The sequence below is a fragment of the Nonomuraea antimicrobica genome (assembly GCF_039536965.1).
GTDB classification, from domain to species: domain Bacteria; phylum Actinomycetota; class Actinomycetes; order Streptosporangiales; family Streptosporangiaceae; genus Nonomuraea; species Nonomuraea antimicrobica.
Genome location: NZ_BAAAZP010000156.1, coordinates 1 through 25,590 on the forward strand (window position 1 = coordinate 1; position 25,590 = coordinate 25,590).

Sequence of the window (25,590 nt, forward strand, 5' to 3'; positions counted from 1 at the left end):
CCGCCGAGCACGGCCGCGACCCGGCCCGGGTGAGCGCGGCGGCCGACGCGGCCGTGCACGCGGCCCAGCACGCGCTGGCCGGGCTGGCCCACCGCGAGGCGGTCACCTGGTACCAGCGGGCGCTCGGCCTGCTGGCGGACTTCCCCGGCGCGACCCTGGAACGGCGCGCGGAGCTGCTGGTGGAGTGCGGCAGGGCGATGTGGCTGGCCGGGCACCCCGAGGCCAGGCGCACCCTGCTCGACGCGGCCGACCTGGCCAAGGAGTGCGGACGCCACGACCTGATCGTCACCGCGGCCCTCGGCGGCGACCGCGGCTCCAGCGTCTCGGCCGCGCCCGACCTCGATCGCATCACGCTGCTCACCGAGGCCCGCAAGGTGGTCGACTCGACCGACGTCAGCACCAGGGCGCTGCTGGCCGCCCAGCTCGCCTCCGAGCTGATCTGGGCGCCCGACGGCGAGCGGCGCTTCGCGCTGAGCGACGAGGCGGTGGCGCTGGCCAGGAAGGCCGGCGACCCGCGCACGCTGGCCGGTGTCCTGGGCATGCGCAGCCTGACCATCATCCCGGCCGACCCGTTGCACCAGCGCCACCGCGACGGTGACGAGATGCTGGAGGCCGCCCGGCAGACGGGCGACGACCTGGCGTTGTTCCACGCGTACGTGCAGCGCACTCCCCCGGTCCTCGACAGCGGCGACGCTGCCAAGGCGGCGATGCTGCTCGACCGGGCGGACGAGCTGGCGCGGCGGCTGGCACAGCCGCACCTGACCTGGCTGATCGGCTACTCCAAGGCCGGCCTGACCCTCATGCAGGGCGACCTGGCGCAGGCCGAGGCCGAGGCCGAGTCGGCGCTGCGGCTGGGCTCGGAGATCGGCCGCCGCTTGGAGGCCGTGGCCATCTACTCCGAGCAGATCGCCGAGATCCGGCGGCTCCAGGGGCGGCTGTGGGAGCTGCGCGAACGGCTGCGCCGCGCCGCGCGGGCGCCACGGGTCGACCCGGTGCACGCGGTGCTGCGCTACCTGTGCGAGCTGGGCGACGAGGAGGCCCCCGCGCTGCTCGACCGCATCCTCGCCTACGGGGGCGCCGCGCCCCCGCGCAACATGGCGCACCGGCCCGCTCTCGACAACCTCGCCGTGGCCGCGGCCCGCCTGGGCCGGGCCGAGCTGGCCGGTCGCCTGTACGACTCGCTGGCCACCGACGGCGAGACGTTCGGGCACGGCACGGTGGCCCACCACTGCGGCCACCACTACCTGGCCCACCTGTGCGTGGCCATGGGCGACCCCGGGCGGGCGGCCGAGCACTTCGAGGCGGCGGCCGAGGTGCACGAGCGGCGCGGGGTGCCGCTCATGCTCGCCGAGTCGCTGCTCGACTGGGCCGACCTGCTCGACGCGGGCGAGGTCGGCGGCCCCAAGCCGGCGGACCTGCGCGGGTGGTGCCGGACGTTGCTGGCGGGCCGGGGCGCGCTGCTGCTGGAGCGCCGCCTGCCCGCCTGATCGAAGGCCAGGGGGCGAGCGGAGATCACGAGCCCACGGGCGGTCGCGGGGTCAGCGCAGGTAGGAGGCGCCGTTGAGGTCGAGCACCGCGCCGCTGGCCCATTCGGCGGCCGGTGAGGCCAGGTACAGGACGGCCGCGGCGATCTCCTCCGCCTGCGCCACCCGCCCGAACGGGCTCTGCGCCCGGATCGCGTCGCCGCGCGGGGCCTTGAGGTGCTCGTTCGTCATGTCGGTCGCGACGAAGCCCGGCGCCACGGTGGCCACCGCGATGCCCTTGGGGGCCAGGGCGATGGCCAGCGACTGGCCCAGGGCGTTCAGGCCGGCCTTGCTGGCGCCGTAGGCGGGGCTGTCGGGCTCGCCGCGGAAGGCGCCACGGGAGGAGACGTTGAGTACGCGGCCCCCCGCGGGCATGTGCCGCAGCGCGCACCAGGTGACGTTGGCCGCGCCCACCAGGTTGACGCCCAGCGAGCGCCGCCAGGCGTCCTGCCACTCCTCGTAGGACGTCTCGGTGATGGGGTGGTGCAGGAACACCCCGGCGTTGTTGACCAGGACGTCGATCCGCCCGCCCAGCGCCTCGGCCGCCGCGTCGACCATGAGCCTGACCTCCTCGGGGTCGGCCAGGTCGGCCCGCACGACGGCGTGCCCCTGCCCGGGGAGGTCGCCGAGCAGGCTCTCGGCGTCCTTGGCCGAGTCGCGGTGATGGATGGCGACCCGGTCTCCCTGGGCGGCGAACGCCGCCGCGACCGCCCGCCCGATCCCGCGCGACGCGCCGGTGACAAGAACTCCACGTCCGTTCATTCCTCGCACCTTAGGGGGCGGGGTGGGACCGGTGCCACCCCGCCCCCCGTCCCGCCCCGGGCACTTGGACCCCGGCCCGCGGCGGGACGGCCGCCCTCGGGCGGCGGTCAGAAGGGCCGCCCTGAGACGGCGGTCAGAAGGGCCGCCTCGGGGCTGCGGTCAGGAGGGCCACCAGGGGCTGCGCTCGCGCATCGCGGCCTGCGCGCGCGAGACGTCGCCCGCGTAGCGCTTGCCCGGGTACCACGGCATCGTGGCGATGGCGTCGAAGCCCTCGATGGTCTCCATGTGGCGGGCCATGAGGTCGCGGGTCGCGGCGTCGGGGAGGGTGCCGCGCATGGCCTTGACGTTCTCGGCCACGTGGGCGGGGTCGGAGGTGGCCGGGAGGGCGCAGGTGACGGCCGGGTTGGAGATCACCCACTTGAGGAAGTACTCCGACCAGGTGCCGATGCCGAGTTCCGTGGCGAAGCCGGGCAGCTTGTGTCCCCGTACGATGTGGTGCAGGCGGCCCTTCTCCAGCGGCATGTTGACCAGCACCGCCGTGCCGTTGTCCGCCGCGGCGCGGATGAGCCGCTCGTCGGCCGCGCGGGTGTGGATCGAGTAGTGCACCTGTACGAAGTCCAGCTCCCCCCGCCGCACCCAGCTCTCCACCAGCGGGAAGTAGGCGGGCTCGTGATGGGTCACGCCGAGGTGGCGGATCCGGCCCTCCTTCTTCCACGCGTGCAGCAGGGGGACGATCACGTCCACGTTCACCAGGCTGTGGCACTGCATCAGGTCCACCGGCCGGTCGAGGGACATGCGCTGGACCGTACGCCGCAGGCTGTCGGCCGCGTGGCTGTCGTCCCAGAGGTGGTCACCGGTCGACCAGACCTTCCCCGCCAGGAACATGCGGCTGCCGATGCGCAGGTCGTCCGCGACCTCGCCCAGGTTCACCTCCGACCTGCCGTACAGGGGGGAGCAGTCGAACACCCTGCCGCCCGCCTGCCAGTACCGCCTGACCACCTCCTGGACACGTGCCCGGTCGGTGCGGGTGTCGAAGGTCTGAAACGTGCCGAGCCCGATCGCGGGCAGGAGCTCCTTCGTTCCCGGCACCGTACGGGTGATCAGGTCGTCGTTGTCCGCGGTGTTCTCCGCGGCGGCGGACGCGCCCGCCGGGCCCGCCACACCTGCCGCGCCCGACACCAGCGCGCCGAGCCCGCCCGCCACCACCACCTGCCGCCGCGCGGGCGACCACGAGAGATTCGTCATACGGGGATGCTGGCCCGCGGGACGCCCACGAGGCCAAGTCCGGTTCGGACCGGTCACATACCGGGCCGGAATGTGAAGCGTTCCTGCCGAGGTCAAGAAGCCGGACGAGAGCCCGGACAAGAGCAAGGTCAACCGGAGACGCGGCTGGAACGTCTCCATACGCCCGTCCCCTATCAGGAGTCACGCATGGGATATCCGCCCCAGCCGTCACCGCCGCAGGACCCGTACGGTCACGGTCCCCAGCCACCCGTGGCCCCGCCGTCGTCCCGCGACAACCGCGCCCTGATCGTGTTGCTGGCCGTCGGCGTGCCGCTGCTGCTCCTGGGCGGTGGCGCCGCCGTGGTGATGGTCCTGACGGAAACCGGCGACCGCGGGAACGGCTCGCCGAACATGGTCATGCCCTCCAGGGAGCCGCTGTCCGGCCCGCTCGGTACGGACCCGGCCACGCAACCGCTCCCGGACACCGGCATCCAGCCCCCGGCCGCGGACGTCGGCGCCCAACCCCCGGCCGGACAACCTCAGGTCGGACAGCCCCAAGCCGGACAGCCCCAAGCGGGACAGCCCCAGGCCGGACAGCCGACGGTCTCGACCGCCGCAGGGCAACCCCCGGCCGGGCAGCCGACGTCCGGAGGGCCTGCGTCCGGGCAGCCTGCCTCCGGACAACCCCAGGGCGCGGGCGGCCAGACCCCCTCCACCGCCACGGTCGGCGGCTCGCTCGCCCTCCAGGGCGTCGATCCCGGCCTGAAGCTGAACGTGACCGTGAACCGGCTGATCAACCCCGCCACCCCGGCCTCCGACTTCCTCAAGCCGAAGACGGGCGACAAGTTCGTCGCCGTGGAGGTGACGCTCGCCAACGTGGGCCAGGCCGTCTACGACGAGGCCCCCATGTTCGGCGCCCGGCTCATCGACGGCCAGAACCAGCAGTACAGCCCCAGCCTCTACCAGGTACGCGAGGGCCAGAGCTTCGGCGGGACGGCGACGATCAACGGCGGTGACTCCCGCAAGGGCGTGCTCGTGTTCGAGATCCCGCAGGCCGCGATGCCCACCAAGTTCCAGTTCGGCCTCAATGCCGGGATAGCCGCCCAGAAAGGCGAATGGACCCTCTCCTGAACGGCCGCGCCCGACATACCTTTCACGTATGCCGGTTGATCTGCGCCTGATGCGTTACGTGATCGCGGTGGCCGAGGCGGGTAGCTTCGAGGCCGCCGCCGAACGCCTGCACATGACCCAGCCTCCGCTCAGCAGGCAGATCCGCGACCTGGAGCGGGAGCTGGGCGTGGACCTGTTCCACCGGCGCCCCACGCGGCTCACGGAGGCGGGACGGGTGTTCGTGGAGGAGGCGCGCGACGTGCTGGCGAGCGCCGAGCAGGCCGTCGAGCGCACCCGCCGCGCGGCCGGGGTCGACCACGGCGCGGTACGGGTCGGGTACACGGTGACGACGGCGTTCGACGAGATGCCCAAGCTGTTCGCGGCGATGCGGGCCCGGCACCCGGGGATCCGGGTGGAGGCGCGTGAGGCGTGGGACGCCGAGCTGATCGCCGCCGCCACGGACGGCGAGCTGGACGTGCTGCTGGGCAGGCACCTGGCCGTGCCCCCGACGTGGTTGTCGGCGGTGCTGCGCCGGGAGGAGTTCGTGGTGGTCGTGGGCGCCGGGCACCGGCTGGCCGGACGCGACCGGGTGAGCCTGCGCGAGTTCCGGGGCGAGACGCTGCGCTTCTTCCCCCGCCGGTTCGCGCCGCTCTATCACGACGAGGTGCTGGCCGGGCTGCGCGGCACGGGCGAGGAGTTCGACATCTGGGAGAACCCGCTGCCGGGCCTGCGCAACCTCAACCTCAGCCTGAGCGACAGCGGATACATGCTGCTGCCGCGTTCGCTGGAGGGACGGCTCCCCGGCGGGATCGCCTGCCTGCCGCTCACCGACCGCCTGCCGCCCGTCGAGCTGCGCCTGTCCTGGGGACGCAATCCGTCTCCCGCCGCCACGGCCCTGGTCAGGACGGCCCGCAGACTCGCCAGAAGGGAAGGCTGGACGGCCGCGCCGCCCGCCCAGGACCGTACCTCGTCGACCGACCCATGAGCCCTCCCTCGGTGCCCACGCACGATTCAGCGCCCGCGCAGGATTCGGTGCCCACGCGGGATTCAGTGCCCGCGCAGGATCAGGCGTGACATGTTGCGCGAGCGATCGTGGTGGAAGGCCGCCCGATCGTTGAGCCTCGGGTACGCCACCTCGGGCACCGGCACCCCCAGGAACGCACACAGCGGCTCCCACCCGTCCCCTGGCTCGATCACCAGCAGCCGCTCGGCCGGGAGGGCCGCCCGCACCTCGGCGGAGTGCCGTTCGAAGACCTCGATGAGGTGGTCGCGCTCGTCGATGCGGCCGTCGAAGATCGGGTCGATGAAGGCGGCCTTGGCCATGCGCGGGTAGAGGGCGTAGTCGGGGGCCCGCCACTCCACCAGCCGCCGGATCACCCGTCGGCGCACCGGCAACCGCCCCCGCTGCTCCAGAGCGCTGCGGAAGATGGTCTGGCTGATGCTGTCGTACCAGTGGGCGGGGTCGCGGACGGTGAGGACGACCTTGGCCTCGGGATAGTGGACGGCCAACTCCCGCCAGTAAGCGGAGGTGGGCCAGTCGACCGCCGACCGGAACCCGGCGAACAGCGTGTCCCAGTCGCGCGAGCGTCCCTCGGCGATCTCGAGCCACTGCCTGACCCGGTACGGCTCCTCCATGACCGACGCCATGTGGTAGCAGGGCCCGAAGCCCAGCAGTTCGAGCGCGGCCTGCAGAGACCTCGTCCCCGTGCGGCCGAACCCCGCGCCGATGACCTCCATCCGAACTCCCCCTTCCCGCACCACCCCTGAACGCGCGCCACCCCTGAACGCGCACTGCCACCGGACGCGGTACCTCCTCCGAACGCGCCCCCTGACGCGCACCACCTCCGAACAGGCACCATCCCCCGAACCGGCACCGCCCTCACCCAGCACCCTCCCCGATCCGGCACAACTTCATCCGGCACGACTTCATCCAGTTCATCCGGCGCTGTCTCTTTTCCGGCGCAACCACCGTTCCGGCACCGTCTCCAACTCCGTCCCGGAATCCAGCGCGGCCCCGGAATCCAGCGCGGCTCCCGGTCCGGTGCGGCTCCCGTAGTCCGGCGCGATCCCGGAAAGCAGGCGCGGCCCCGAAGTCGGACACGGCCCTGGAGTCCGACGCGGCCCCGGAATCCGGCGCGGCCCCGGAAAGCAGGCGCGGCCCCGAAGCCCGGCGCGGTCCCGAAGTCGGACACGGTCCCGAAGTCGGACACGGCCCTGGAGTCCGACACGGCCCCCGGAATCCGGCGCGGCCCCGGAAAGCAGGCGCGGCCCCGAAGTCCGACGCGGCCCCGAAGTCGGACACGGTCCCGAAGTCGGACACGGCCCTGGAGTCCGACACGGCCCCCGGAATCCGGCGCGGCCCCGGGAAGGCGGCACGGTCCCGGGAAGGCGGGACGGGGCCCAGGGCGCTGGGTGATCGTCCGGAAGGTGGTGGACGGCCGCGCCGAAATCCGGAACCGGCCCGAGAGGTATCAGCGCCTGTCAGGCGGGTAGGCGGGAGCGCATGCGGATCCAGGACCGGTTTTCACCGAGGACGAGCAGCGCGGCGACCCCGACGCCCGCCCACCCACGCCGCGCCGCTCAGGCGGCCGCCAGCGGCTCACCCGCGAACCTCCCTCAGCCGCACCTCGCCCGGATGCGGGCACGACGTCACACCACTTCACATTCACCCGAACACGGACACGAACCCGGCCCCGCTCAGATCTTCCGAGCCCCGGCGTGACGCGCGCCCGGGGCATCACCCGCGTCACGTCGCACAAAGATCGAAAGGCCGCCCTCCATGTCTGGAGATGCGGCCTCTGACCTGCTGGTGGGCGATACTGGGATCGAACCAGTGACCTCTTCGGTGTGAACGAAGCGCTCTCCCGCTGAGCTAATCGCCCGCCCTGTCGGCCCTCGCGGTTCCGACGGGGAAAACCATACCGCACTCCGGCACGTACGGCGAAACCATTAGCCGCTCCGGCCCCCCGGGAGGCCCGGCTAGAGGGATTCGGGTGAAACGCGGCGGTTGCCCACCGGCACGGCGGGCGCGTGGCATACCATCGTCGTGTCCCGGAAGGCATCGGCCACGATCTTTTGACGAGAAACGTTCATGGACGACGTCTCCGGGGCAGGCTCCACAGCACGCAAAACCCTTGCAAATAGGACCCGATTGATGCCGTTTAGCCTGCTAGATGCCTAAATGTCCGGCTGTGATGTGCGTTACAGAAGGCCGTAGGAGCGGAATCTTTCCTACAGGTTTCTTCGTTCCGCGTCATAGCTCAGGACGAAGTCCGTCAGAGCAGTGAAAGCCCCGAAGAGGGGACCTACGACGAAAAGGTTTGGCTGACGATGAACAGCACCACCGTCTCCGCCGAGCTTGGCCTTCGGCTTGTGGTCCCCGACCGTACAACCGTCCCCCTGCTCGCCGGACTGAGTTACACAGCCGACGACCCGTACGCCATCCGCATGGCCTTCCACGTAGGGAACGACGAGCCGGTCGAGTGGATCTTCGCCCGCGAGTTGCTGACCGTCGGCATCGTGCGCCGGGTCGGTGACGGCGACGTGCAGGTCTGGCCCGCACGCGCCGACGGCGAGCGCACGCTGCACATCAGTCTCACGTCGCCGTTCGGGCAGGCGCTCTTCGAGGTGCCGCTGGCCCCGCTCACCGAGTTCCTGCACCGCACCTACGAGAAGGTGCCGGCGGGACGCGAGACCGACTACATGGACCTCGACGCCGAGCTGACCAACATGCTCTGGCCGTCCTAGCGGCCCGCCCGCGCAGCAGCCGTCCGGCGATCTCCCGAAGGAGAGCCGGACGTGATCATGCAAGGGGAGGCTCCGCCCCCGGAGCCTCCCGTTCGCCACAAGCGCACCCGCCCGGCGCCCGAGGCACCTCCGCCTGACGCCGGGCGCGAACGCGCCTTCCGCGCCCGGAGCACACCGCACCGGTGCCGGGGCATCGCCGGTCACAGCCGACGGTGACACCGGACCCGGCGGACACGCGGGACAGACACCGGGCTCGGCGAGCGCCGGTCAGACATCAGGCTCGGCGGACGCACGGGACAGGCACCGGACCCGGCGGACGCGCGGGGCAGGGTCGCCGGTTACACCGGGCACAGCGGACGCGACCGCCGGTGGCACCGGGCTCGGCGGGCGCGCGGGTCAGGACGGGAGCGACTCCAGCACCTCGCGCATGCGGGCGATCTCGATGCTCTGCCCCGAGGACACGTCCTTGGCCAGCAGCCGCATGCGATGATCGCGTCCACCGGTCAGCTCCTCCCCCGCCATCTTCACCGCCCCCTCGTGGTGCCTGGTCATGAGCCGCAGGAACAGGCGGTCGAAGGCGGCCCCTCGCGCCGCGCGCAGCGCGTTCAGCTCCTCCTGCGTGGCCATCCCGTACGCCGCCGCCCCCTCATGGGCGTGCCCGTCCGGGACCTGGCGGCCCAGCCCTTCCAGCCACGCGGTCATGGCCTTGACCTCCGGGGTCTGCGCGGCGGCGATCTGGCGGGCTAAGGCGCGGACGGCCGAGGTGGTCGTACGGGCCTCCACCAGGGACGTCATCTCCAGAGCCTGCCGATGGTGCGGGATCATGCCCTCGGCGAACCGGACGTCCGCGGCCACCGCGGAGTCGGGAGTCTGCCCGACCCGCTCCCCGGGCGTCGCCGTACGGGCGGGCTCGCCCGGCCCGCCCGGTACGATGACCGGCGCACCCGTACCGACCGGGGACGGCCCCTCGGGCGCAGCGGGTTGCTGGGAGCAGCCAACAAGCGCAAATGTCGCCATAACTGTGATGATTGCCGTACGCGACCCATAACCTGCTGACATAGCTTCCATAGTGGGCTACGAGACAAAGGGGATGCGCGTTGATCTCTGCCAAGTTGCGCGGAGCGTTGCTGTGTTCGGTGCTGCTGCTGGCGTCCGCCTGCGCCGCGGAGCCACCGGCCATCGGCGAGCAGACTCCCGCAGCCTCCCCGCAGGAGACCGGCGCTTCCGGCGGCACGATCACCACGGGTGACGTGACGACGAGTTCGAACGTCAAGCACGTCGCCAACGTACCGCGCACCGCCCCGTTCGACGGCGCCGACGACCTCGGCACCGACCTGGCCTTTCAGGGCGACTACGCCTATGTGGGCAACTTCGGCGGCTTCGGGATCTACGACATCAGCGACCCGGCCGCCCCTCGGATCGTCAGCCAGGTGTCCTGCCCCGCGCAGCAGAACGACGTGACCATCTACGGCGATCTCCTGGTCCTGTCGATCGACGAGCCCCGCGGCGGCGCGGAGTGCGACTCCCCCGACGGCCAGGAGTGGGAGGGCCTGCGGATCTTCGACGTGAGCGACAAGGCGAGCCCCAGGTACGTCGGCGCCGTGCAGACCGACTGCGGCTCGCACACCCACACGATGGTCCCCGCTGGGGAGACCCTCTACGTCTACGTCTCCTCGCCGGGCCCCGAGCCGGACTCGCCGACCTGCGCGCCGCCGCACGAGCTGATCCAGGTCGTGGAGATCCCCATGGACTCCCCGGAGTCCGCCAAGATCGTGGCGAAGCCGAACATCTTCCCGGAACGCGAGAGCTCCGAATACTCCTCCGGCTGCCACGACATCACCGCCTACCCCGAGAAGAACCTGGCCGCGGCCGCCTGCTTCGGCGACGGCGTGCTGCTCGACATCTCCGACCCGGTCGCGCCCAAGGTGGTCCAGCAGCTCACCGACACCGAGAACTTCCAGATCTGGCACTCCGCGACGTTCAACAACGACGGGACGAAGGTCGTCTTCAGCGACGAGCTGGGCGGCGGCGGCCAGGCCACCTGCGACCGCAACACCCCGGGCACCAAGGGCGCGAACGCCGTCTACGACCTGATCAACGGCAAGCTGGAACGGCGCGGCTACTTCAAGATCCCCCGGGAGCAGCAGCCGGACGAGAACTGCGTGGCCCACAACGGCTCCCTGATCCCGGTGCCGGGCAAGGACGTCATGGTCCAGTCGTGGTACCAGGGCGGCGTGTCCATCTGGGACTTCACCGACTCGGCCGCCCCCAAGGAGATCGGCTTCTTCGAACGCGGCCCGTACGGGGGCGGCGGCATCGCCGGTTCCTGGTCGGCGTACTACTACAACGGCTACATCTACTCCAGCGACATGACCCGGGGCCTGGACGTCCTGCAGATCAACGACCCGCTCACTGACCCGGCCAAGCAGGTCGAGATGGACGACTTCAACGTCCAGACCCAGAAGTCCTACTGATCGGGACGGCAGCGCGCGCCATTCCCGGATGAAGCAGGAAATACTCGGCGGACCACACCAGAAACAACAACCACAAGAGCATCGGGAAAAGCAGGTGAGCGGCTTGTCCGCACACCCCTCGGGGAAAGCGGGAAAGGCACGCCGAGACGGCCTGCACCGATCGCCGATCTCCCCCCATTTCCCGCTCTCCGCAGATTCGGGTGAATCCGCGCGAGCAGCGTAAAACCTCGCTTTTCCCCCAACTCACCGCCGAACCCGGAAATGTCCAGCGAATCAAGTGCGCCTGGCGGGAGGGCGCCGGAGATGCCCTTCCGCCAGTTCGGCGACGTGAGCGAACGCGCCGCTCACGGGTTGAGGTCGGCGGCGGCGCGCTCGGCGAAGACCCGCATGGCCTTGGCGGTGATCGGGCCGGGGGCGACGGGCAGCTCGGTGTCGTCGACCACGCCGATCGGCTGGATGTCGCGGGTGGTGGAGGTGAGGAACGCCTCCTCGGCCTCGTACAGGGCCTGGAGGGGCACGTCGATCTCCTCGCCGCCGCACCATTCGAGCACCAGCGCCCGGGTGACGCCGGCCAGGCAGCCCGCCTCCAGGGTGGGGGTGAGCAGGCGGCCGTCGCGCACGATGAAGATGTTGGAGCCGGTGCCCTCGCACAGGTTGCCGGCGAGGTTGCCGAAGATGGCCTCGCCGCCGCCGCGCCTCTTGGCGTGCAGGAGGGCCTTGGCGTTGTCGCCGTAGGAGGTGCTCTTGACGCCCGACAGGGCGCCGCGCTCGTTGCGGGGCCAGGGGACGACGGCGACGTTCGCGGTGCCGGGGAAGGGCTTCTGCTCGTCCACGATGACGACGGACGTGGTGCCCTGGTCGCCGCGGTCGGAGCCGAGCGGGCCGGGGCCGCTGGTGTAGGTGACGCGGATGCGGCCCAGCTCCCAGGCGGGGGCGGCGGCCAGGAGCCCGGCGATGCCGTCGGCGATGGCCTCGACGTCGGGCTCGGGCAGGTCCATGCGCTGGGCGGAGAGCGTGAGCCGGTCGAGGTGCCGGGTGAGCGCGAACGACTTCCCGTTCACGATCTTGATGGTCTCGAACACGCCGTCGCCGACCATCAGCCCGTGGTCGAACACCGAGACAGTGGCCTGCGCGGGGTCGAGCAGCTCGCCGTTGACCCAGACAGGGATGTTCATTCAGACTCCTCCTGTGGATGCCAGCGCGATCAGCCTGGCTGCTTTGAGTTCGGTCTCGAGCCACTCGCCCTCGGGGTCGCTGCCCCAGGTGATGCCCGCGCCCGTGCCGAACCGGATCTCGCCGTCGCCGTGAGCCGGTGCCGAGATCCAGAATGTTCTGATGCCTACGGCCAGCGCCGCCCTGCCTCGGTCGGCGTCCACCCAGCCCACCGCTCCACAGTACGGGCCCCGGGGGGCTGGTTCGAGCTCATCGATGATCCGCAGTGCGGACGACTTGGGCGCGCCCGTGACAGATCCGGGCGGGAAAGTGGCCGCGAACAGCTCCGGCCAACCCGCCCCCGGCGCGAGCCGGGCACGGACTGTGGAGACGAGGTGGACAAGCCCCGGGTGCTCCTCGACCCGGCACAACGACGGCACCTCGACCGTGCCGACCTCCGCGACCCGGCCGAGGTCGTTGCGCACGAGATCGACGATCATGACATTCTCCGCGTAGTCCTTCTCCAGCAGGTCGTCCGCGGTCGCGCCGGTGCCCTTGATCGGCCGGCACTCCACGACGTCGCCGTCACGCGACAGGAAGAGCTCGGGCGAGGCCGACACCACGCTCAGGCCGGGGACGCGGATCACGCCCGCGTAGGGCGCCGGGTTGCCCTCGGCCAGCCTGTCCGCCAGGGCGAGCGGGTCGGCGTCGGGCGGCACGGGCGCGGTCAGGATCCGGCAGAGGTTGGCCTGGTAGACCTCTCCGCGCTCGATGTGGTCGCGGATGGTGCGCACGCCTCGCTCGTACGCGGCCCGATCGAGGCTGCTGCGCCACTGGTCGGGGCGGGGGCCGCGCCACGGGGCCGAGGGAGTGGGCAGGGGCGCGCGGCGCACCCGGTCGAACCGGGCACACGTGACCTTGCCCTCGTAGTCGACGACGACGGCCCACCAGCCCTCGCCGTCGAGCGCGGCCAGGTCGGAGGTCACGTCACGCAACCCGGTGGCGAGAACGCCGTTTAAATGGGCGAAACCGTCGTACACGTCTTCCATTGTCCCAGCATCTCGACCAGCTCCAGCGCGGCGGGCAGTGGCGTCTCGGGCAGAGCCGCGTACACCTTGCGTGCGGGGGCCGTGCCCCTGAGGGGTTTGAGCACCACGTCGCCCGGTACGGCGCGCGCCGCCAGCTCCGGCACCAGCGTCACCCCGAGCCCGGCGGCGACGAATCCAAACTTTCCCGACCATTCGGCCACGCGTAGCCCGCTGCGCGGGGTGAACCCGGCCGCCGCGCACGCCCGTACCAGCAGGGTCGGCTGGCCGCGCGGGGCGGCCTCGATCCAGGTCTCCCCGGCCAGGTCGCGCAGGTCCACGCCAGGTTCGGCGGCCAGCCGGTGCCCGGCGGGCAGGGCGACGAACAGCCGGTCGTCACGCAGCGGCACCGTACGCGCGTCCTCATCGGGCAACCCCGCCGGATAGTCGCTGATCACGGCCACGTCGAGGGCCCCGGCACGCAGCCGCTCGACCAGGTGGCCGCTGAGCCCCTCGGTCAGCCGCAGCTCCACCCCCGGGCGGCGGCCCGCGAACCGCTTGAGCGCCCCCGGCACCAGGTCGACGTTCGCGGTGGCGAACGAGCCCACGCGCAACGTCCCGCCCCGCCCGCCGTGGATGGCGGCCAGCTCCTCGCCCGCGCGTTCGAGCCGGTCGAGGACGGCGACGGCGTGCCGGTGCAGCGCCGCCCCCGCGGGCGTCAGGCGTACGCCGCGGGCCAGGCGCTCGAACAGCGGCCCGCCCGCGGCGCGTTCGAGCGCGGCGACGCGGCGGGAGACCGCCGACTGGGTGTAGCCGAGCAGCTCGGCGGCGGCGGTGAACGAGCCGCCGCGGGCGACCTCGTCGAAGAGCCGCAGCGCGCCGGTGTCCAAGGCATTCGCGTCAAGCATGGCTGGTATGCAATCTAGTCGGTGGTGGAATACCTCACTGTACGCTTCACTGGCGCACATGAATCCGATTGCATTTCTGGGACAGGGACGCATGGGCGTCCCCATGGCCCGGCGGCTCGTGGCCGCCGGGCACGAGGTGACGACGTGGCAGCGTGCCGACGGCGTGCCGGTCGCGACCGCGGTGGAGGGCGCCGAGCTGGTCATCACCATGCTCAGCGACCCGGCGGCGGTGCGCGAGGTGCTGACGGCGGCGCTGCCGGGGCTGCGGCCGGGGGCGACGGTGGTGGAGATGTCCACGATCGGGCCGGAGGCGGTGCGCGAGCTGCGCGCGCTGCTGCCGCCCTCGGTGGCGCTGGTGGACGCGCCCGTGCTGGGCAGCGTGGGCCCGGCCGCCGACGGCACGCTGACCGTGCTGGCCGGGGGCGACGTGACGGGGTGCCGCGCGGTGTTGTCGGTGTTCGGACGGGTACGCGAGCTCGGGCCGCTCGGCTCCGGCGCGGCCATGAAGATCGCCGTCATGAGCGCGCTCGTGCCCGCCCAGGTACTGCTGGCGGAGACGTACGCGTACGGGGAGGCGCACGGCGTGGACCGCGACGCCCTGGCCGGCGTGCTCGCGGCCACCCCGCTGGGCCCGCTGGCCGAACGGCTGCGGACGCCCTCGCAGGAGACCCGGTACTCACTCGCCCACGCCGCCAAGGACCTGGAGCTGGGCGCGTGGGCAGGTGCCTCGATGGCCACCGCGGCCAGGGCCAGACTGCAGGAGGCGAAGGCGGCCGGGCTGGGCGGGCGCGACGTGACGGCGATCGCCGAGCACGTCGCCGGGCCGGTCGGCGGCGGGCCCGGCAGTCGGGCCGTGCCGCTCAACCTCCCGGCGATCCCCGCCACGAACGGCGCCTACTCGCACGCCGTCCGCGTCGGCGACATGCTCTACGTCTCCGGCCAGGCCGCCTTCGACGAGCGGGGCGAGGTGGTCGGCGACTCCATGACCGTCCAGGCCGAGCACGTCTTCCAGGTCATCTCGCGCATCCTCGCCGACCAGGGGGCGACGTTCGAGGACGTGGCCTTCATCAGGACGTACCTGACGGACATGGAGGACCGGGTCGAGTACCGGGAGGTGCGCAGCAAGTACATCACCGGCACACCTCCGGCCAGCACGACCGTGGAGGTGTCGAAGCTGTTCATGCCGGGGCTGCGCCTGGAGGTGGACCTCATCGTCGCCCTGCCCGCCCGCTGACCTTCCTGGCTCAGGACCTGACGGTCAGGCGAGCGGCCCGGTGACCGACTCCGCCGCCGCCACCACACCGCCCTCGGCCACGAGCCGGACGGCGGAGTCGATCTCCGGGGCCAGGTAGCGGTCGGGGCCCGGCGCGGGCACGGTCTCGCGCAGGGCCCTGACCACGGCGGCCGTCGCTGGCGCGGGCTCCAGCGGGGCCCGCAGGTCGAGCGCGCGGGCGGCGGTGAGCACCTCGACGGCCAGCACCCGGGTCAGCCCGTCGACGGACCTGCGCAGCTTGCGCGCCGCCGACCAGCCCATCGAGACGTGGTCCTCCTGCATCGCCGAGCTGGGGATGGAGTCGACGCTCGCGGGCACGGCCAGCCGCTTGAGCTCGGAGACGATGGCCGCCTGGGTGTACTGGGCGATCATGTGGCCGGAGTCGACGCCGGGATCGTCGGCCAGGAACGCGGGCAGGCCGTGGTTGCGGGCCACGTCCAGGAACCGGTCCGTACGGCGTTCGGACATCGAGGCCAGGTCGGCGGCCACGACGGCGAGGAAGTCCAGCACGTACGCGAGGGGCGCGCCGTGGAAGTTGCCGTTGGACTCCACCCGGCCGTCGTCCAGCACCGCCGGGTTGTCGACGGCGCTGGCCAGCTCCCACCCCGCCACGGTGGCCGCGTGCGCGATCGTGTCGCGGGCGGCCCCGGCCACCTGGGGAGCGCAGCGCAGGGAGTAGGCGTCCTGGACGCGGGTGCAGGCCGTGGGGTCGCGGTGGCTGGCCATGATGCCGGAGTCGCGCAGGACCTTGGTCATGTTGGCGGCCGACCGCGCCTGGCCCGGATGCGGCCGCAGCGCCTGCAGCTCGGGGGCGAACACGCGGTCGGTGCCCAGCAGCCCCTCCACGCTCATCGCGGCGCTCACGTCGGCGGTCCTGACGAGCCCGGTCAGGTCGTGGATGGCCAGGATGAGCATGCCGAGCATGCCGTCGGTGCCGTTGATCAGGGCCAGGCCCTCTTTCGCGGCCAGCTCGACGGGGTCGATCCTGGCCTGCTTGAGCGCCTCGGCGGCCGGGCGCACGGTGCCCGAGGCGTCTCGTACGACGCCCTCGCCCATGAGGGTGAGCGCCACGTGGGCCAGCGGCGCCAGGTCGCCGGAGCAGCCGAGGCTGCCGTACTCGTAGACGATCGGGGTGATGCCGGAGCTGATCAGCGCGGCGAGGGTCTTGGCGGTGGTCGGCCTGATGCCGGTGTGGCCGGTGGCCAGGGTGTGCAGGCGCAGCAGCATGAGCGCGCGCACCACCTCGGTCTCCACCTCGGGGCCGCTGCCGGCCGCGTGCGAGCGCACCAGCGAGCGCTGGAGCTGGGCGCGCAGCGCCGGGTCGATGTGCCGGGTGGCCAGCGCGCCGAACCCCGTCGAGATGCCGTACGCGGGCACGGGGCTCTCGGCCAGTTCGTCCACCCGCTGGCGGGCCGCCGAGATGGCGGCGACGGCGTCGTCGGTGAGCTGGACGGGGGCCCCGTGGCGGGCCACCCTGATCACGTCGTCGAAGGTCAGAGGCTCTGGACCGACGTTCACGACTCCGTTGTCGCGCATGGTGCGTCTCTCTCGCTTAGGTAACCGGCGTAACCGATGTTAGCCCCTTACCGGAGAAGAGAGCCGCCAGCCCCTCCCTCCCCTCCTCGGTCAGGACGACCGCCCTGGGCACGTTCCCCCGCCGGTACCATCCGCGCTCGAACAGCACCTCCGTGATCGCCGCCCCGAGCGCCCCGCCGAGATGCGGCCTGCGCTCGGTCCAGTCGAGGCATTCGGGGGCGAAGCGCCGGCGCGACCTCCGTACGCCCGCGACGTCCACGCCCAGGCCCGACAGCAGCCGCTCCCCCGCGCCGGTCAGGTCGTGGCCGTCGAGGTAGCCGCCCTCCCTGAGCCGGTCGAGCAGCCCCACCCCGGCCCGCCCGGCCAGGTGGTCGTAGCACGTACGCGCCTCCTCCAGGAGCCTGGCCTGCCGTGACTGGCGCAGGGAACGCACGGGTGGGCGCGCGCTCACCCTGGCCAGCACCTCCAGCACCTCGGCCACCTCGTGACCGGCCAGGCGGTAGTAGCGGTGACGGCCCTGGCTCACGACGTCCACGAGCCGGCCGTCCAGCAGCCTGGCCAGGTGGGCGCTCGCGGTGGCCGCGCTCACCCCGGCCATCCTGGCCAGCTCTCCCGCCGCCAGCGCCCGCCCGCCGAGCAGCGCGGTGAGGATCGCGGCCCGCGTGGGGTCGGCGATCAGCGCGGCGACGGGCGCGATGTCGGCGTCACGGACGATGTACTCCATGTCTCCGACGGTAGTGCGGCGACATTTCGGCGACGGTCGAAGGGTCGGTGGATCGGGCGCCGGCCGGAGGGTCAGCGCTTGCCCAGCGCGTTCCTTATCAGGTCGCGGGCCCGGTCCATGAGCGCGATGGGCGTGCCCACGAGCACGTTCATGGCCACCGACTCCGTACCCGGGTGCGGGCGCGTCGGGGCCAGCGACTCGGCCGCCCGCACCGCCGCCGCCATGGCCCGCCGCTCGGCCGTGGAGGTGTGGGCGCGCAACTTGGCGAACTCGTAGCGCTCCTCGCTGCGGGCGTGCGCGGTGACCGCCGTACGCAGCACGGCCAGGCCCTCCCAGAAGTCCGGATGGTCCACGCCGGCCTTGTGCAGGTCGAGGAGCATGCGCTTGGCCTTGTTCTCCTCGGTCAGGCGGTCGGCCACCACGTCCTGGCCGTTGTCGAGCTTCCTGCGCGCGTATGGGTGGACGATCTCCTCCTCGGCGGTCTCGTGCACGCACAACGCGCGCGTCAGCCGTTCGAACGCCTCTTCGGCCTTGTCGGGAGCCGCCTGCTCCACTTCGTCGAACAGGTCCCTGATCCGGCCGTGCTGGGCCATGAGCAGCTCGATGACATCATGTTCAGCCACGTGAGCGCCCTACCCCGGCGGCGGTCCCGCACGCGCGCTCTTACCGAACGCGGGCCCTTCACGCACCGAACGTGGAGGTTGCCCGGCCGGGCCACGGGTACGCGCAGCGGCATGGCCTTCGACCCACTCCTGGAGCGGGGAATCCCGCTGGACGAGCAGCTACGCGGCTGGCGGGAGCTGAACGTCACGCCGATCGACCCCGACCACGCCGACCCGTACACGCGATGCCGGATCATCACCATGAACGGGATCGAGTCGGAGGCCGTGCAGTTCGGTCACCAGCTCGCCCGCCACTGCCCCGACCTGGAGATCAAGCAGCACCTGGCCCAGGTGCGCGCCGTCGAGGCCCAGCAGCAGAAGGCGGTCAACTGGCTGCTGCCCGGCGCGGCCTCGGTGCTGGAGACCACCGTCGCCCACGAGCAGACCGTCGTCGACCTGACCGCCTGGGTGGCCCGCATGGAGCCCGCACCCCACCTCAGGCAGGCGTACGAGTTCGGCCTGCTGGAGCACGTCGACCACCTCTACCGCGTCGCCAACCTGTACGAGCTGATCGAGCACCGCGAGGCCGAGAAGATCGTCGACTACCTCACCGAGGTCATCCCGGGCCGCCCCACCTACCTCCAGCACCGCGACCCGACGGACAACGTCCGCCGCCCCTACGACCGCGGCGTCACAGAACCGCTCTCACGGCTGCACGCGCTGACGATCACGGCGGTCGAGCAGCAGATCATGACCTACACCATGAACCTCGGCCCCACCTTCATGGAGCCCGTCGCGCGCCGGTTCTACCAGGAGATCGCCCTGGTCGAGGAGGCGCACGTCACGCACTACGAGTCGCTGATGGATCCGTGCGAGAGCTGGTGGGAGATGCTGCTCAACCACGAGTACAACGAGTGCTACCTGTACTACTCGTTCATGGAGACCGAGCCGGACCCCGGGGTGAAGGGCCTCTGGGAGCTGCACCTCGCCATGGAGCTGGAGCACCTGCGGCTGGCCGCCGAGCTGTTCAGGCGGTTCGACGGCCGCGACCCCGACCAGGTGCTCGCGCCCGCGCTGCCGCCGCCGGTGACGTTCGAGCCGAACACGTCGTACATCCGCGACCTGCTGGCCGCCCAGACCGACGTCACGACCCTGGGAACGGGGTACGTGCAGGAGGCGCACGAGCGGTTCGAGCGGGCACAGCGAGCGATCATGGGCGGCGAGCGGGCGCCTTCCGAACGGGTCGTCGAGGACAACCGGGCGATCTCCGGACAGGACTACCGCCTGGAGACCGAGGAGTCGCGCCGCCCGCACGCGACCCGGGCGGGCATACGCGCGTGACCTGGGCGGGCGTAATTGAGTTTGGGGACTCAGCCAGGATTCGCTAGAGTTCTCTCGTCGCCCCGGCTCGCAAACGAGGCGCACGCGGAAGTGGCTCAGTGGTAGAGCATCACCTTGCCAAGGTGAGGGTCGCGGGTTCGAATCCCGTCTTCCGCTCGGAGCTTCCGGCTCGGTGGCGTGGCCGAGAGGCGAGGCAGCGGCCTGCAAAGCCGTCCACACGGGTTCGAATCCCGTCGCCACCTCTGCAAGGACGATTAGCTCAGCGGGAGAGCGCTTCCCTGACACGGAAGAGGTCACTGGTTCAATCCCAGTATCGTCCACCACCTCCCTTTCTCAGGGAGATCCGGGCCCCAGCTCACGGCAGACGCCGAGAGTCTGGGGCTTCTTGGCGTCCCGGGCGTCACCGCCGGCCGGCCTGGGGCCGCTTTCCGGCCTCCCCGGCGATGCCCACGGACGGACCGGTGGCCGCGCGCCGCACAGTGCACGACGAATCCGCGTGGCTACTGTGGATCCGCACGCCGGAGGAGGTCACGTGGGTATGGGCAACGGGCGGACGTCCGGGCCGTCTGAGCAGGAGGACGTGCTCGGGGCCGAGTGGGGAACGCATCGGCCTGCGGTCTTCGGCGTGGCCTACCGGCTGCTGGGGAGTGTGGCCGATGCCGAGGACGTGGCCCAGGACGTGTGGCTGCGGGCGGCCGGAGCGGATCTGCGGGACGTCGGTGATCTGCGGGCCTGGCTGGTCACGGTGGCCGCGCGCCGGTCGTACGACATCCTCAAGAGCGCCCGCTTCCGCCGCGAGAGCTACGTCGGGCCGTGGTTGCCGGAGCCGTTGTTGACGGGGCCGGACGCGTCGGAGCCGGTCCTGGTCGATGAGTCCGTCAGCTCGGCGATGCTGCTGATCATGGAGGAGCTGAGCCCGCCCGAGCGGGTGGCCTTCGTCCTGCACGATGTCTTCGGTCTTGGGTTCGACCGGGTCGCCGAGGTGCTGGCCGTCTCCGTGCCGGGTGCCCGGCAGCTCGCCTCGCGGGCGCGGCGGCGGGTGGCCGAGGCGAAGCAGGCCACGCCGCAGGCGCCGAGGGCGGAGCGTGACCGCGTGCTCGCGATCTTCCGCGCCGCGTACGAGGCCGGCGACCTGGCCGGTCTGGTCAGGCTCCTGCACCCGGACGCCGTCTATGTCACCGACGGCGGCGGCAAGACCGCCGCGGCGCGCAAGCTCATCCACGGTGGTGAGCGCGTGGCCGAGGTGATGGTGCGCGTGGGGCACCAGTGGCGTCCGGACCGGATCGACCTCGTCGAGGTCGGCGGCGAGCCGGCGCTCGTCTTCCACCGGGCGGGCCGGGTCTACTCCGTGGACACGGTGCAGATCACCGACGGTCTCATCACCGCGTACCGCCGGGTCATCAACCCGGACAAACTTTCTCACGTCTGAGCCGTCACGTCCCGTGGGGTCACCTCGTCTCCCTGATGAGAACGCGAACGGGACATGTGCGTCCGTCGAAGTCGCTCCAGGTAAGGACTGTCATGCAAGCCATCACTGTTCAGGACCGTGACGCCGGTCTCGCCGGGCTGTCCCTGTCAGACGTGCCCTACCCGCACGCGGCCGAGAACGACGTCATCGTTCGGGTGCACGCCGCGGGCTTCACCCCCGGAGAGCTGGACTGGCCGGGCACCTGGACCGATCGCGCGGGCCGCGACCGGACGCCGAGCGTGGTCGGGCACGAGCTGTCGGGTGTCGTCGAAGAGCTGGGATTCGGCACCACCGGCCTGAGCGTCGGCCAGCGGGTGTTCGGCCTTGCCGACTGGACCCGCGACGGCACGTTCGCCGAGTACACCGCGGTGGAGGCCCGCAACCTCGCGCCGTTGCCGGCGGACATCGACCACACGGTGGCAGCGGCGCTGCCCATCTCCGGGCTGACCGCCTGGCAGGGCCTCTTCGACCACGGCCGCCTCACCACGGGCCAGACCGTCCTGATCCACGGCGCCGCCGGCGGCGTCGGCTCGATCGCGGTGCAGCTCGCCCGCGAGGCCGGCGCCCGTGTCATCGGCACCGGCCGGTCCGGCAACCGGGACAGGGCGCTCGCACTCGGCGTCGACGCCTTCCTCGACCTGGAGACCGAGAGGCTGGAGGACGCCGGCGCGGTCGATGTCGTGTTCGACGTGATCGGCGGGGACATCCTCGACCGCTCGGCCGCCCTGGTGCGGGCCGGCGGCACACTCGTCACCATCGCCATGCCGCCCAAGATCCGTCCCACCGACGGGCGGGCCGTCTTCTTCGTGGTCGAACCCGACCGCGCCCGGCTCACCGACCTCGCCACGCGGCTGAGGGACGGACGACTCAAGCCGATCGTCGACGCCGTGCGGCCACTCGCCGAAGCACCCGCCGCATTCGCCCCCGCCACGCGCGTCCCCGGTAAGACGATCATCCGCGTCACCGAAGACCGAACAGGAGACTCCTTGTGATCACCATGCGGATCGCCGGCGGCCTGCCGACCATCGCCACACCGGCCGGAGCCACCGGCCCCGCCGCCTCGGCCCAGCCCACCCACGCCACACCATGACCACCGCTCAGCGCGTCAACATCGGCAAGCGGCACCCGGCCGCCTACAGGGCCCTCATCGCCCTGTCGGCGGAGGTGGAACAGGCCGCCGCCGCGGCGGGCCTCGATCCGCTGCTGGTCGAGCTGCTGAAGATCCGCACCTCCCAGATCAACGGCTGCGCGTTCTGCCTGCGCATGCACACGCGCGACGCTCTCAAGAAGGGCGAAAGCCCCGACCGGATCGCCGTCCTGCCCGGGTGGGAGGAGACCGGCTACTTCTCCGAGACCGACCGCGCCGCCCTCCGCCTGGCCGAGGCGATCACGTACGTCTCGGACGGGCACGTCAGCGACGAGGACTACAACGTCGCCGCGGCCGTACTCACGCCGGACCAGGTCTCGGCAGTCGCCTGGCTGGTGACCGTGATGAACGCCTTCAACCGCGTCGCGATCACCAGCCGGTACCCCGTCGGCGGCTGACCTCGACCACCCCACGAACCCCGCGCAGCGAGCACACCAGCCGGACGTCGCCGAGGAGTGGGTGACCGTCGCCGGCGGCCCCACCGGATCGGTCCAGGCCCGCATCGTCCGCCCTGCCGACGCTCAGGGCGTGCTGCCGGTGATCGCGCCCAGATCACCGCCTCCCCGCTGCGCGCCACCACCGAGCAGCTCGCGGGCCTGCCCCCGGCCCTGGTCATCACCGCCGAGGCCGCCATCACCCAGGCCATCACCACGCTGCGCCACGTTCTGGGCACCGGCTGACCAGGCGGCGCTCCTCGGTCCCTGCCTGGCCGCGCGGCGGCGGCGCCTGTCCGTCCAGGGAGTTCCGGCGTCCTGGTCCTCCCTGGCCTGGGTGGCTTGGTCGAGTGGGGGTTCTGGGTGACGATCAGCACATGGACGCTCTGGAGATCGCCGACCGGTTGGAGATCATCGACCTGCTGGGCCGCTACACCCACGCCATCGACTCCGGCCGGTGGGAACTGCTCGACGAGGTGTTCAGCCGGGACGCGGTCATCGACTACAGCTCATCGGGCGGCATCAGGGGCACCCGCGACGAGGTCAAGGCGTGGCTGGCCGAGGTGCTGGCGCACTGGCCGGGGCGTCTGCACCTCGTGGGCGCCGCCCGTATCGACTTCGCGGACGGCCAGGCCAGGGTGAGCGCCCCCTTCACCGACACCCTGGCGCCGACGCGCGAGATGGCGGCCGCGCGTACCGAAGGGTTCCTGCACGGCGGTGGCTGGTATCACCACCGGCTGCGGCGCACGCCCGGCGGCTGGCGCAGCATCGAGCTGGTGGAGGAGCAGAGCTGGCGCACCGCCCGGTGAAGCGCGGGCCGATCGTGGCGGGCCGGTGCCGTCGTCGGGCCGCTACCGGCTGCTCGCCGGACAGCGCCTGACTGGCCCACTGCGGTATCTCCGGGATGGCCTCGGCGTCGGACGGGTGTGCCGCCCGGGGTAGGCGTCCGGATTTCAGATAGCGCACATGCTTGGTGGATGACCGGCGAACCACCCAGCGATCTGATCCGCAGCGTCTCTCGCGCCCTTCGCGTCCTGGAGGAGGTGTCGCGCGCCGGCCGGCCCCTGTCCGTCAAGGTCATCGCCCGCCGCTGCGAACTGAACCTGTCCACCTCCTACCACCTGGTCCGGACCCTGTGCTACGAGGGGTACCTGCACCGGCGGCCCGACGGCGACTACCTGCCCGGCCCGCAGGTGGCCGCGCGCTTCCACGAGATGGCGGAGGCGTTCGAGCGGCCTCCCGAGGCCGCGGCGGTGCTGCGTCAACTGGCCGCCGAGTCCGGGCACACCGCCTACCTGGCCCAGCTCGCCGACTCGCGGCTGCTCGTGCTGGACGTGGCGGAGGGGCCGCGTTCACCCTGGCTGGAGGACCTGCAGGCGGGTCTGGAGACCGCCCCGCACGCCACCGCGCTCGGCAAGGCGCTGCTGCTCTCGCTCCCGCCCCACATCCGGCGCGGCATCCTCACCGAGTACGGCCTGCGCCGCTTCACCCCCACGACCCCCGTCAGCGTCGAGGACGTCGAGGAGGAGCTGTCGGGCTTACGGCCGGGGCAGGTCGTGGAGGAGCACGGGCAGTTCAGGGACGAGGTGGCCTGCGCGGGCGCGGTCGTGCCGGGCACGCAGTGGGCCATCGGCATCTCGGCACGCGGCCTCACCGTTCCCGAACTCGCCCGTGCGCGCCTCGCCGAGGCGGTGCGTGACCTGGCGCGATCCGTTGGATGATGGACGGGTGAAGGTGATCCTGTTCGGGGCGACCGGCATGATCGGGCGGGGGGTGCTCAGGGAGTGCCTGCTCGACGACCGGGTGACGGCCGTGCTCGCGGTCGGGCGCTCGGCCACCGGCGTCGCGCATCCCAAGCTGCGCGAGATTTTGCACGACGACCTGCTCGACCTGTCGGCGATCGAGGACGACCTGCGCGGCCACGACGCGTGCTTCTTCTGCCTGGGGGTCTCCTCGGCCGGGATGGGCGAGGCCGACTACCGGCGGATCACCTACGACTACACGCTGTCCGTGGCCCGGACGCTGGCGCGGCTGAGCCCCGGCTCGACGTTCGTGTACGTGTCCGGCGTCGGCGCCGACGAGCAGGGCCGGGCGATGTGGGCCAGGGTCAAGGGCATGACCGAGAACGCGCTGCTGGCGCTGCCGCTGGAGGCGTACGTGTTCCGCCCCGGCTACGTCCAGGCGATGTACGGCGTCACCTCGCGTACGCGGCTCTACCGGCTGGCCTACCTCGTGATCCGGCCGCTCTACCCGGTGCTGCGGCGGTTGGCCGCCGGGCAGGTGACCACGACCGAGCGGATCGGGCAGGCGATGATCACGGTCGCCGAGCGGGGCGCGCCCAGGCGCGTCCTCGGCCCCGAGGACCTCAACGCGCTCTGACCCGGCCGGCCGGGGCCAGCGGGACGGCCAGGAGTGAGGCGGCGCCCGCCAGGGCCCAGACCGCCGTCCAGGTGGCGTGATCGAGGACCACCGGGATGAGCAGCGGAGTCAGGAACCCGACGGCGAACACCGTGGTGCCGATGAGGCCCAGGGCCGTTCCCGCCCGGTTCGGGCCCGCCAGCGCGGCGATCTCGGTGTAGGCGATGCCGTGCCACGAGTTGGCCAGGAGGCCGCCGAAGGCCAGGGCGGTGACGGTGATCGGGGTGGGGGCGTCGGTGAGCGCGGCCGCCGCCACCATCGCGAGCCCGGCCAGGACGCCGATGCCGCGCAGGTAGGTGCGCCGGTTGCCGCGCCGGTCGGTGCGGCGGCCGGTCCAGATGCGGGCCGCGCCGCCGCCGAGCTGGGCGATCATCACGGTGACGCCGGCCAGAGCGGCGCCCCCGCCCTTGACGTCGTGCAGGAAGATGGCGGTGAAGGACAGGACGGCGAACTGGGGGACGGTGAGCAGGGCCCCGGCCAGCGCCACCCGCCAGACCTCCCAGCGGCGCAGGGGTGAGCGGGCGCCCCCGAGGGCGCGCCCCGGACTGTCCTGCGGCGTAGATCCCTCGGCGGGCGCCGGGATGGGCCCCGAGGTGGGCACTGGGGTGGGGCCTGGGATAGGCCCCGGGATGGGCGCGGGCGAGCGGCCTGGGGTGGGCACTGGGGCTGGCGCGGGCGCGTGGTCCGAGGTGGGCACTGGGCTGGGCGCGGGCGCGTGGTCC

The 25,590-nt window shown here is 72.2% G+C and carries 25 protein-coding genes and 4 tRNA genes; 17 read left to right on the top strand and 12 right to left on the bottom strand.

The window, feature by feature from the left end; translation table 11 throughout:
* Positions 1-1,487, top strand: a 1,487-nt coding sequence (locus tag ABD844_RS38305) for a hypothetical protein (protein WP_344889423.1), incomplete at its 5' end; no start/stop codon positions are given.
* Positions 1,488-1,538: 51 nt separating this feature from the next.
* On the opposite strand, the gene ABD844_RS38310 is transcribed toward ABD844_RS38305, so the two are convergent.
* Together ABD844_RS38310 and ABD844_RS38315 are read right to left on the bottom strand one after the other, a co-directional pair.
* A complete protein-coding gene (locus tag ABD844_RS38310) occupies positions 1,539-2,285 on the bottom strand; it encodes an SDR family NAD(P)-dependent oxidoreductase (protein ID WP_344889426.1) in 747 nt (248 codons plus the stop codon).
* 159 nt (positions 2,286-2,444) lie between these two features.
* Positions 2,445-3,530 carry an aldo/keto reductase gene (locus tag ABD844_RS38315; RefSeq protein WP_344889429.1) on the bottom strand — a complete coding sequence of 362 codons (1,086 nt, stop codon included), beginning with the start codon at positions 3,528-3,530 and terminating at the stop codon, positions 2,445-2,447.
* Between the two features lie 186 nt (positions 3,531-3,716).
* Here ABD844_RS38315 and ABD844_RS38320 point away from each other — a divergent pair, with 186 nt between their 5' ends.
* Positions 3,717-4,640 carry a DUF4352 domain-containing protein gene (locus ABD844_RS38320; protein ID WP_344889432.1) on the top strand — a complete coding sequence of 308 codons (924 nt, stop codon included), beginning with the start codon at positions 3,717-3,719 and terminating at the stop codon, positions 4,638-4,640.
* A gap of 28 nt (positions 4,641-4,668) precedes the next feature.
* Positions 4,669-5,604 (top strand): LysR family transcriptional regulator, encoded by a 936-nt coding sequence (locus ABD844_RS38325; RefSeq protein ID WP_344889435.1) that lies wholly within the window; start codon positions 4,669-4,671, stop codon positions 5,602-5,604.
* Positions 5,605-5,666: 62 nt separating this feature from the next.
* On the opposite strand, the gene ABD844_RS38330 is transcribed toward ABD844_RS38325, so the two are convergent.
* Both ABD844_RS38330 and ABD844_RS38335 read right to left on the bottom strand, forming a co-directional pair.
* On the bottom strand, positions 5,667-6,356 hold the full coding sequence (locus ABD844_RS38330) for a sulfotransferase family protein (RefSeq protein WP_344889438.1): 690 nt from the start codon (positions 6,354-6,356) through the stop codon (positions 5,667-5,669).
* A gap of 1,070 nt (positions 6,357-7,426) precedes the next feature.
* Positions 7,427-7,501 (bottom strand) — tRNA-Val (locus tag ABD844_RS38335).
* 448 nt (positions 7,502-7,949) lie between these two features.
* On the opposite strand from ABD844_RS38335, the gene ABD844_RS38340 reads away from it, so the two are divergent.
* Positions 7,950-8,366: an SsgA family sporulation/cell division regulator gene (locus ABD844_RS38340; RefSeq protein ID WP_103958541.1), complete on the top strand. Its 417-nt coding sequence runs from the start codon at positions 7,950-7,952 to the stop codon at positions 8,364-8,366.
* 396 nt (positions 8,367-8,762) lie between these two features.
* Here the strand turns inward: ABD844_RS38340 and ABD844_RS38345 are convergent, their stop codons facing one another.
* Positions 8,763-9,383 carry a DUF305 domain-containing protein gene (locus ABD844_RS38345; protein ID WP_344889449.1) on the bottom strand — a complete coding sequence of 207 codons (621 nt, stop codon included), beginning with the start codon at positions 9,381-9,383 and terminating at the stop codon, positions 8,763-8,765.
* Between the two features lie 80 nt (positions 9,384-9,463).
* Between ABD844_RS38345 and ABD844_RS38350 the strand changes: the two genes are divergently transcribed.
* Positions 9,464-10,840 carry an LVIVD repeat-containing protein gene (locus ABD844_RS38350; protein WP_344889452.1) on the top strand — a complete coding sequence of 459 codons (1,377 nt, stop codon included), beginning with the start codon at positions 9,464-9,466 and terminating at the stop codon, positions 10,838-10,840.
* Positions 10,841-11,184: 344 nt separating this feature from the next.
* Here ABD844_RS38350 and ABD844_RS38355 read toward each other — a convergent pair whose 3' ends face one another.
* From ABD844_RS38355 to ABD844_RS38365, 3 genes are read right to left on the bottom strand one after another with little or no spacing between them, the layout of a single operon-like run.
* Positions 11,185-12,015 (bottom strand): aminotransferase class IV, encoded by an 831-nt coding sequence (locus ABD844_RS38355; protein WP_344889455.1) that lies wholly within the window; start codon positions 12,013-12,015, stop codon positions 11,185-11,187.
* The gene (locus tag ABD844_RS38360; protein WP_344889458.1) at positions 12,016-13,041 is read right to left on the bottom strand and encodes a chorismate-binding protein; all 1,026 of its coding nucleotides are present in this window, start codon (positions 13,039-13,041) and stop codon (positions 12,016-12,018) included.
* Positions 13,008-13,925, bottom strand: coding sequence for a LysR family transcriptional regulator (locus tag ABD844_RS38365; protein WP_344889461.1), 918 nt, complete (start codon positions 13,923-13,925; stop codon positions 13,008-13,010). Before ABD844_RS38365 ends, ABD844_RS38360 begins: the two co-directional genes overlap by 34 nt.
* Positions 13,926-13,983: 58 nt before the next feature.
* Between ABD844_RS38365 and ABD844_RS38370 the strand changes: the two genes are divergently transcribed.
* Complete coding sequence (locus ABD844_RS38370) at positions 13,984-15,159, top strand: Rid family hydrolase (RefSeq protein ID WP_344889464.1); 1,176 nt, start codon at positions 13,984-13,986, stop codon at positions 15,157-15,159.
* A gap of 24 nt (positions 15,160-15,183) precedes the next feature.
* On the opposite strand, the gene hutH is transcribed toward ABD844_RS38370, so the two are convergent.
* From hutH to ABD844_RS38385, 3 genes are all read right to left on the bottom strand, one after another.
* On the bottom strand, positions 15,184-16,734 hold the full coding sequence (gene hutH / locus ABD844_RS38375; protein WP_344889467.1) for a histidine ammonia-lyase: 1,551 nt from the start codon (positions 16,732-16,734) through the stop codon (positions 15,184-15,186).
* 16 nt (positions 16,735-16,750) lie between these two features.
* The gene (locus ABD844_RS38380; RefSeq protein WP_344889470.1) at positions 16,751-17,458 is read right to left on the bottom strand and encodes an ArsR/SmtB family transcription factor; all 708 of its coding nucleotides are present in this window, start codon (positions 17,456-17,458) and stop codon (positions 16,751-16,753) included.
* 71 nt (positions 17,459-17,529) lie between these two features.
* Positions 17,530-18,081 (bottom strand): hemerythrin domain-containing protein, encoded by a 552-nt coding sequence (locus ABD844_RS38385; RefSeq protein WP_344889473.1) that lies wholly within the window; start codon positions 18,079-18,081, stop codon positions 17,530-17,532.
* Positions 18,082-18,192: 111 nt separating this feature from the next.
* Here ABD844_RS38385 and ABD844_RS38390 point away from each other — a divergent pair, with 111 nt between their 5' ends.
* The 11 genes from ABD844_RS38390 to ABD844_RS38440 all read left to right on the top strand — a co-directional run bounded on the left by ABD844_RS38390 (position 18,193) and on the right by ABD844_RS38440 (position 24,829).
* Complete coding sequence (locus ABD844_RS38390; protein WP_344889476.1) at positions 18,193-19,401, top strand: hypothetical protein; 1,209 nt, start codon at positions 18,193-18,195, stop codon at positions 19,399-19,401.
* Positions 19,402-19,485: 84 nt separating this feature from the next.
* A tRNA-Gly gene (locus ABD844_RS38395) sits at positions 19,486-19,557 on the top strand.
* A 15-nt stretch (positions 19,558-19,572) separates the two neighbouring features.
* Positions 19,573-19,643 (top strand) — tRNA-Cys (locus ABD844_RS38400).
* A gap of 6 nt (positions 19,644-19,649) precedes the next feature.
* A tRNA-Val gene (locus tag ABD844_RS38405) sits at positions 19,650-19,724 on the top strand.
* Positions 19,725-19,939: 215 nt separating this feature from the next.
* Entirely contained in the window at positions 19,940-20,830 is an 891-nt protein-coding gene (gene sigJ / locus ABD844_RS38410) for an RNA polymerase sigma factor SigJ (protein WP_344889586.1), read from the top strand.
* A gap of 92 nt (positions 20,831-20,922) precedes the next feature.
* Positions 20,923-21,861: an NADP-dependent oxidoreductase gene (locus ABD844_RS38415; RefSeq protein WP_344889479.1), complete on the top strand. Its 939-nt coding sequence runs from the start codon at positions 20,923-20,925 to the stop codon at positions 21,859-21,861.
* A 94-nt stretch (positions 21,862-21,955) separates the two neighbouring features.
* Entirely contained in the window at positions 21,956-22,414 is a 459-nt protein-coding gene (locus ABD844_RS38420; RefSeq protein ID WP_344889484.1) for a carboxymuconolactone decarboxylase family protein, read from the top strand.
* 57 nt (positions 22,415-22,471) lie between these two features.
* Positions 22,472-22,696, top strand: coding sequence for a hypothetical protein (locus tag ABD844_RS38425; RefSeq protein ID WP_344889487.1), 225 nt, complete (start codon positions 22,472-22,474; stop codon positions 22,694-22,696).
* A 131-nt stretch (positions 22,697-22,827) separates the two neighbouring features.
* Positions 22,828-23,259: a nuclear transport factor 2 family protein gene (locus ABD844_RS38430; protein WP_344889490.1), complete on the top strand. Its 432-nt coding sequence runs from the start codon at positions 22,828-22,830 to the stop codon at positions 23,257-23,259.
* A gap of 168 nt (positions 23,260-23,427) precedes the next feature.
* Positions 23,428-24,171 carry an IclR family transcriptional regulator gene (locus tag ABD844_RS38435; RefSeq protein ID WP_344889493.1) on the top strand — a complete coding sequence of 248 codons (744 nt, stop codon included), beginning with the start codon at positions 23,428-23,430 and terminating at the stop codon, positions 24,169-24,171.
* Between the two features lie 7 nt (positions 24,172-24,178).
* On the top strand, positions 24,179-24,829 hold the full coding sequence (locus ABD844_RS38440) for an NAD(P)H-binding protein (protein ID WP_344889496.1): 651 nt from the start codon (positions 24,179-24,181) through the stop codon (positions 24,827-24,829).
* Here ABD844_RS38440 and ABD844_RS38445 read toward each other — a convergent pair.
* Positions 24,816-25,590: MFS transporter (locus ABD844_RS38445; protein WP_344889499.1), on the bottom strand; the 775-nt coding region annotated here is incomplete at its 5' end. The genes ABD844_RS38440 and ABD844_RS38445 overlap by 14 nt on opposite strands.

Bases quoted from the DNA above. Each gene is read 5' to 3' on its own strand.
- ABD844_RS38320 (WP_344889432.1), top strand. From the start codon at position 3,717: ATGGGATATCCGCCCCAGCCGTCACCGCCGCAGGACCCGTACGGTCAC.
- ABD844_RS38325 (WP_344889435.1), top strand. From the start codon at position 4,669: ATGCCGGTTGATCTGCGCCTGATGCGTTACGTGATCGCGGTGGCCGAG.
- hutH (WP_344889467.1), bottom strand. From the start codon at position 16,734: ATGCGCGACAACGGAGTCGTGAACGTCGGTCCAGAGCCTCTGACCTTC.
- ABD844_RS38360 (WP_344889458.1), bottom strand. From the start codon at position 13,041: ATGGAAGACGTGTACGACGGTTTCGCCCATTTAAACGGCGTTCTCGCC.
- ABD844_RS38370 (WP_344889464.1), top strand. From the start codon at position 13,984: ATGAATCCGATTGCATTTCTGGGACAGGGACGCATGGGCGTCCCCATG.
- ABD844_RS38435 (WP_344889493.1), top strand. From the start codon at position 23,428: ATGACCGGCGAACCACCCAGCGATCTGATCCGCAGCGTCTCTCGCGCC.
- ABD844_RS38380 (WP_344889470.1), bottom strand. From the start codon at position 17,458: ATGGAGTACATCGTCCGTGACGCCGACATCGCGCCCGTCGCCGCGCTG.
- ABD844_RS38365 (WP_344889461.1), bottom strand. From the start codon at position 13,925: ATGCTTGACGCGAATGCCTTGGACACCGGCGCGCTGCGGCTCTTCGAC.
- ABD844_RS38310 (WP_344889426.1), bottom strand. From the start codon at position 2,285: ATGAACGGACGTGGAGTTCTTGTCACCGGCGCGTCGCGCGGGATCGGG.
- ABD844_RS38315 (WP_344889429.1), bottom strand. From the start codon at position 3,530: ATGACGAATCTCTCGTGGTCGCCCGCGCGGCGGCAGGTGGTGGTGGCG.
- ABD844_RS38330 (WP_344889438.1), bottom strand. From the start codon at position 6,356: ATGGAGGTCATCGGCGCGGGGTTCGGCCGCACGGGGACGAGGTCTCTG.
- ABD844_RS38390 (WP_344889476.1), top strand. From the start codon at position 18,193: ATGGCCTTCGACCCACTCCTGGAGCGGGGAATCCCGCTGGACGAGCAG.
- ABD844_RS38355 (WP_344889455.1), bottom strand. From the start codon at position 12,015: ATGAACATCCCTGTCTGGGTCAACGGCGAGCTGCTCGACCCCGCGCAG.
- ABD844_RS38415 (WP_344889479.1), top strand. From the start codon at position 20,923: ATGCAAGCCATCACTGTTCAGGACCGTGACGCCGGTCTCGCCGGGCTG.
- ABD844_RS38345 (WP_344889449.1), bottom strand. From the start codon at position 9,383: ATGGCGACATTTGCGCTTGTTGGCTGCTCCCAGCAACCCGCTGCGCCC.
- ABD844_RS38340 (WP_103958541.1), top strand. From the start codon at position 7,950: ATGAACAGCACCACCGTCTCCGCCGAGCTTGGCCTTCGGCTTGTGGTC.
- ABD844_RS38430 (WP_344889490.1), top strand. From the start codon at position 22,828: ATGGACGCTCTGGAGATCGCCGACCGGTTGGAGATCATCGACCTGCTG.
- sigJ (WP_344889586.1), top strand. From the start codon at position 19,940: ATGGGCAACGGGCGGACGTCCGGGCCGTCTGAGCAGGAGGACGTGCTC.
- ABD844_RS38420 (WP_344889484.1), top strand. From the start codon at position 21,956: ATGACCACCGCTCAGCGCGTCAACATCGGCAAGCGGCACCCGGCCGCC.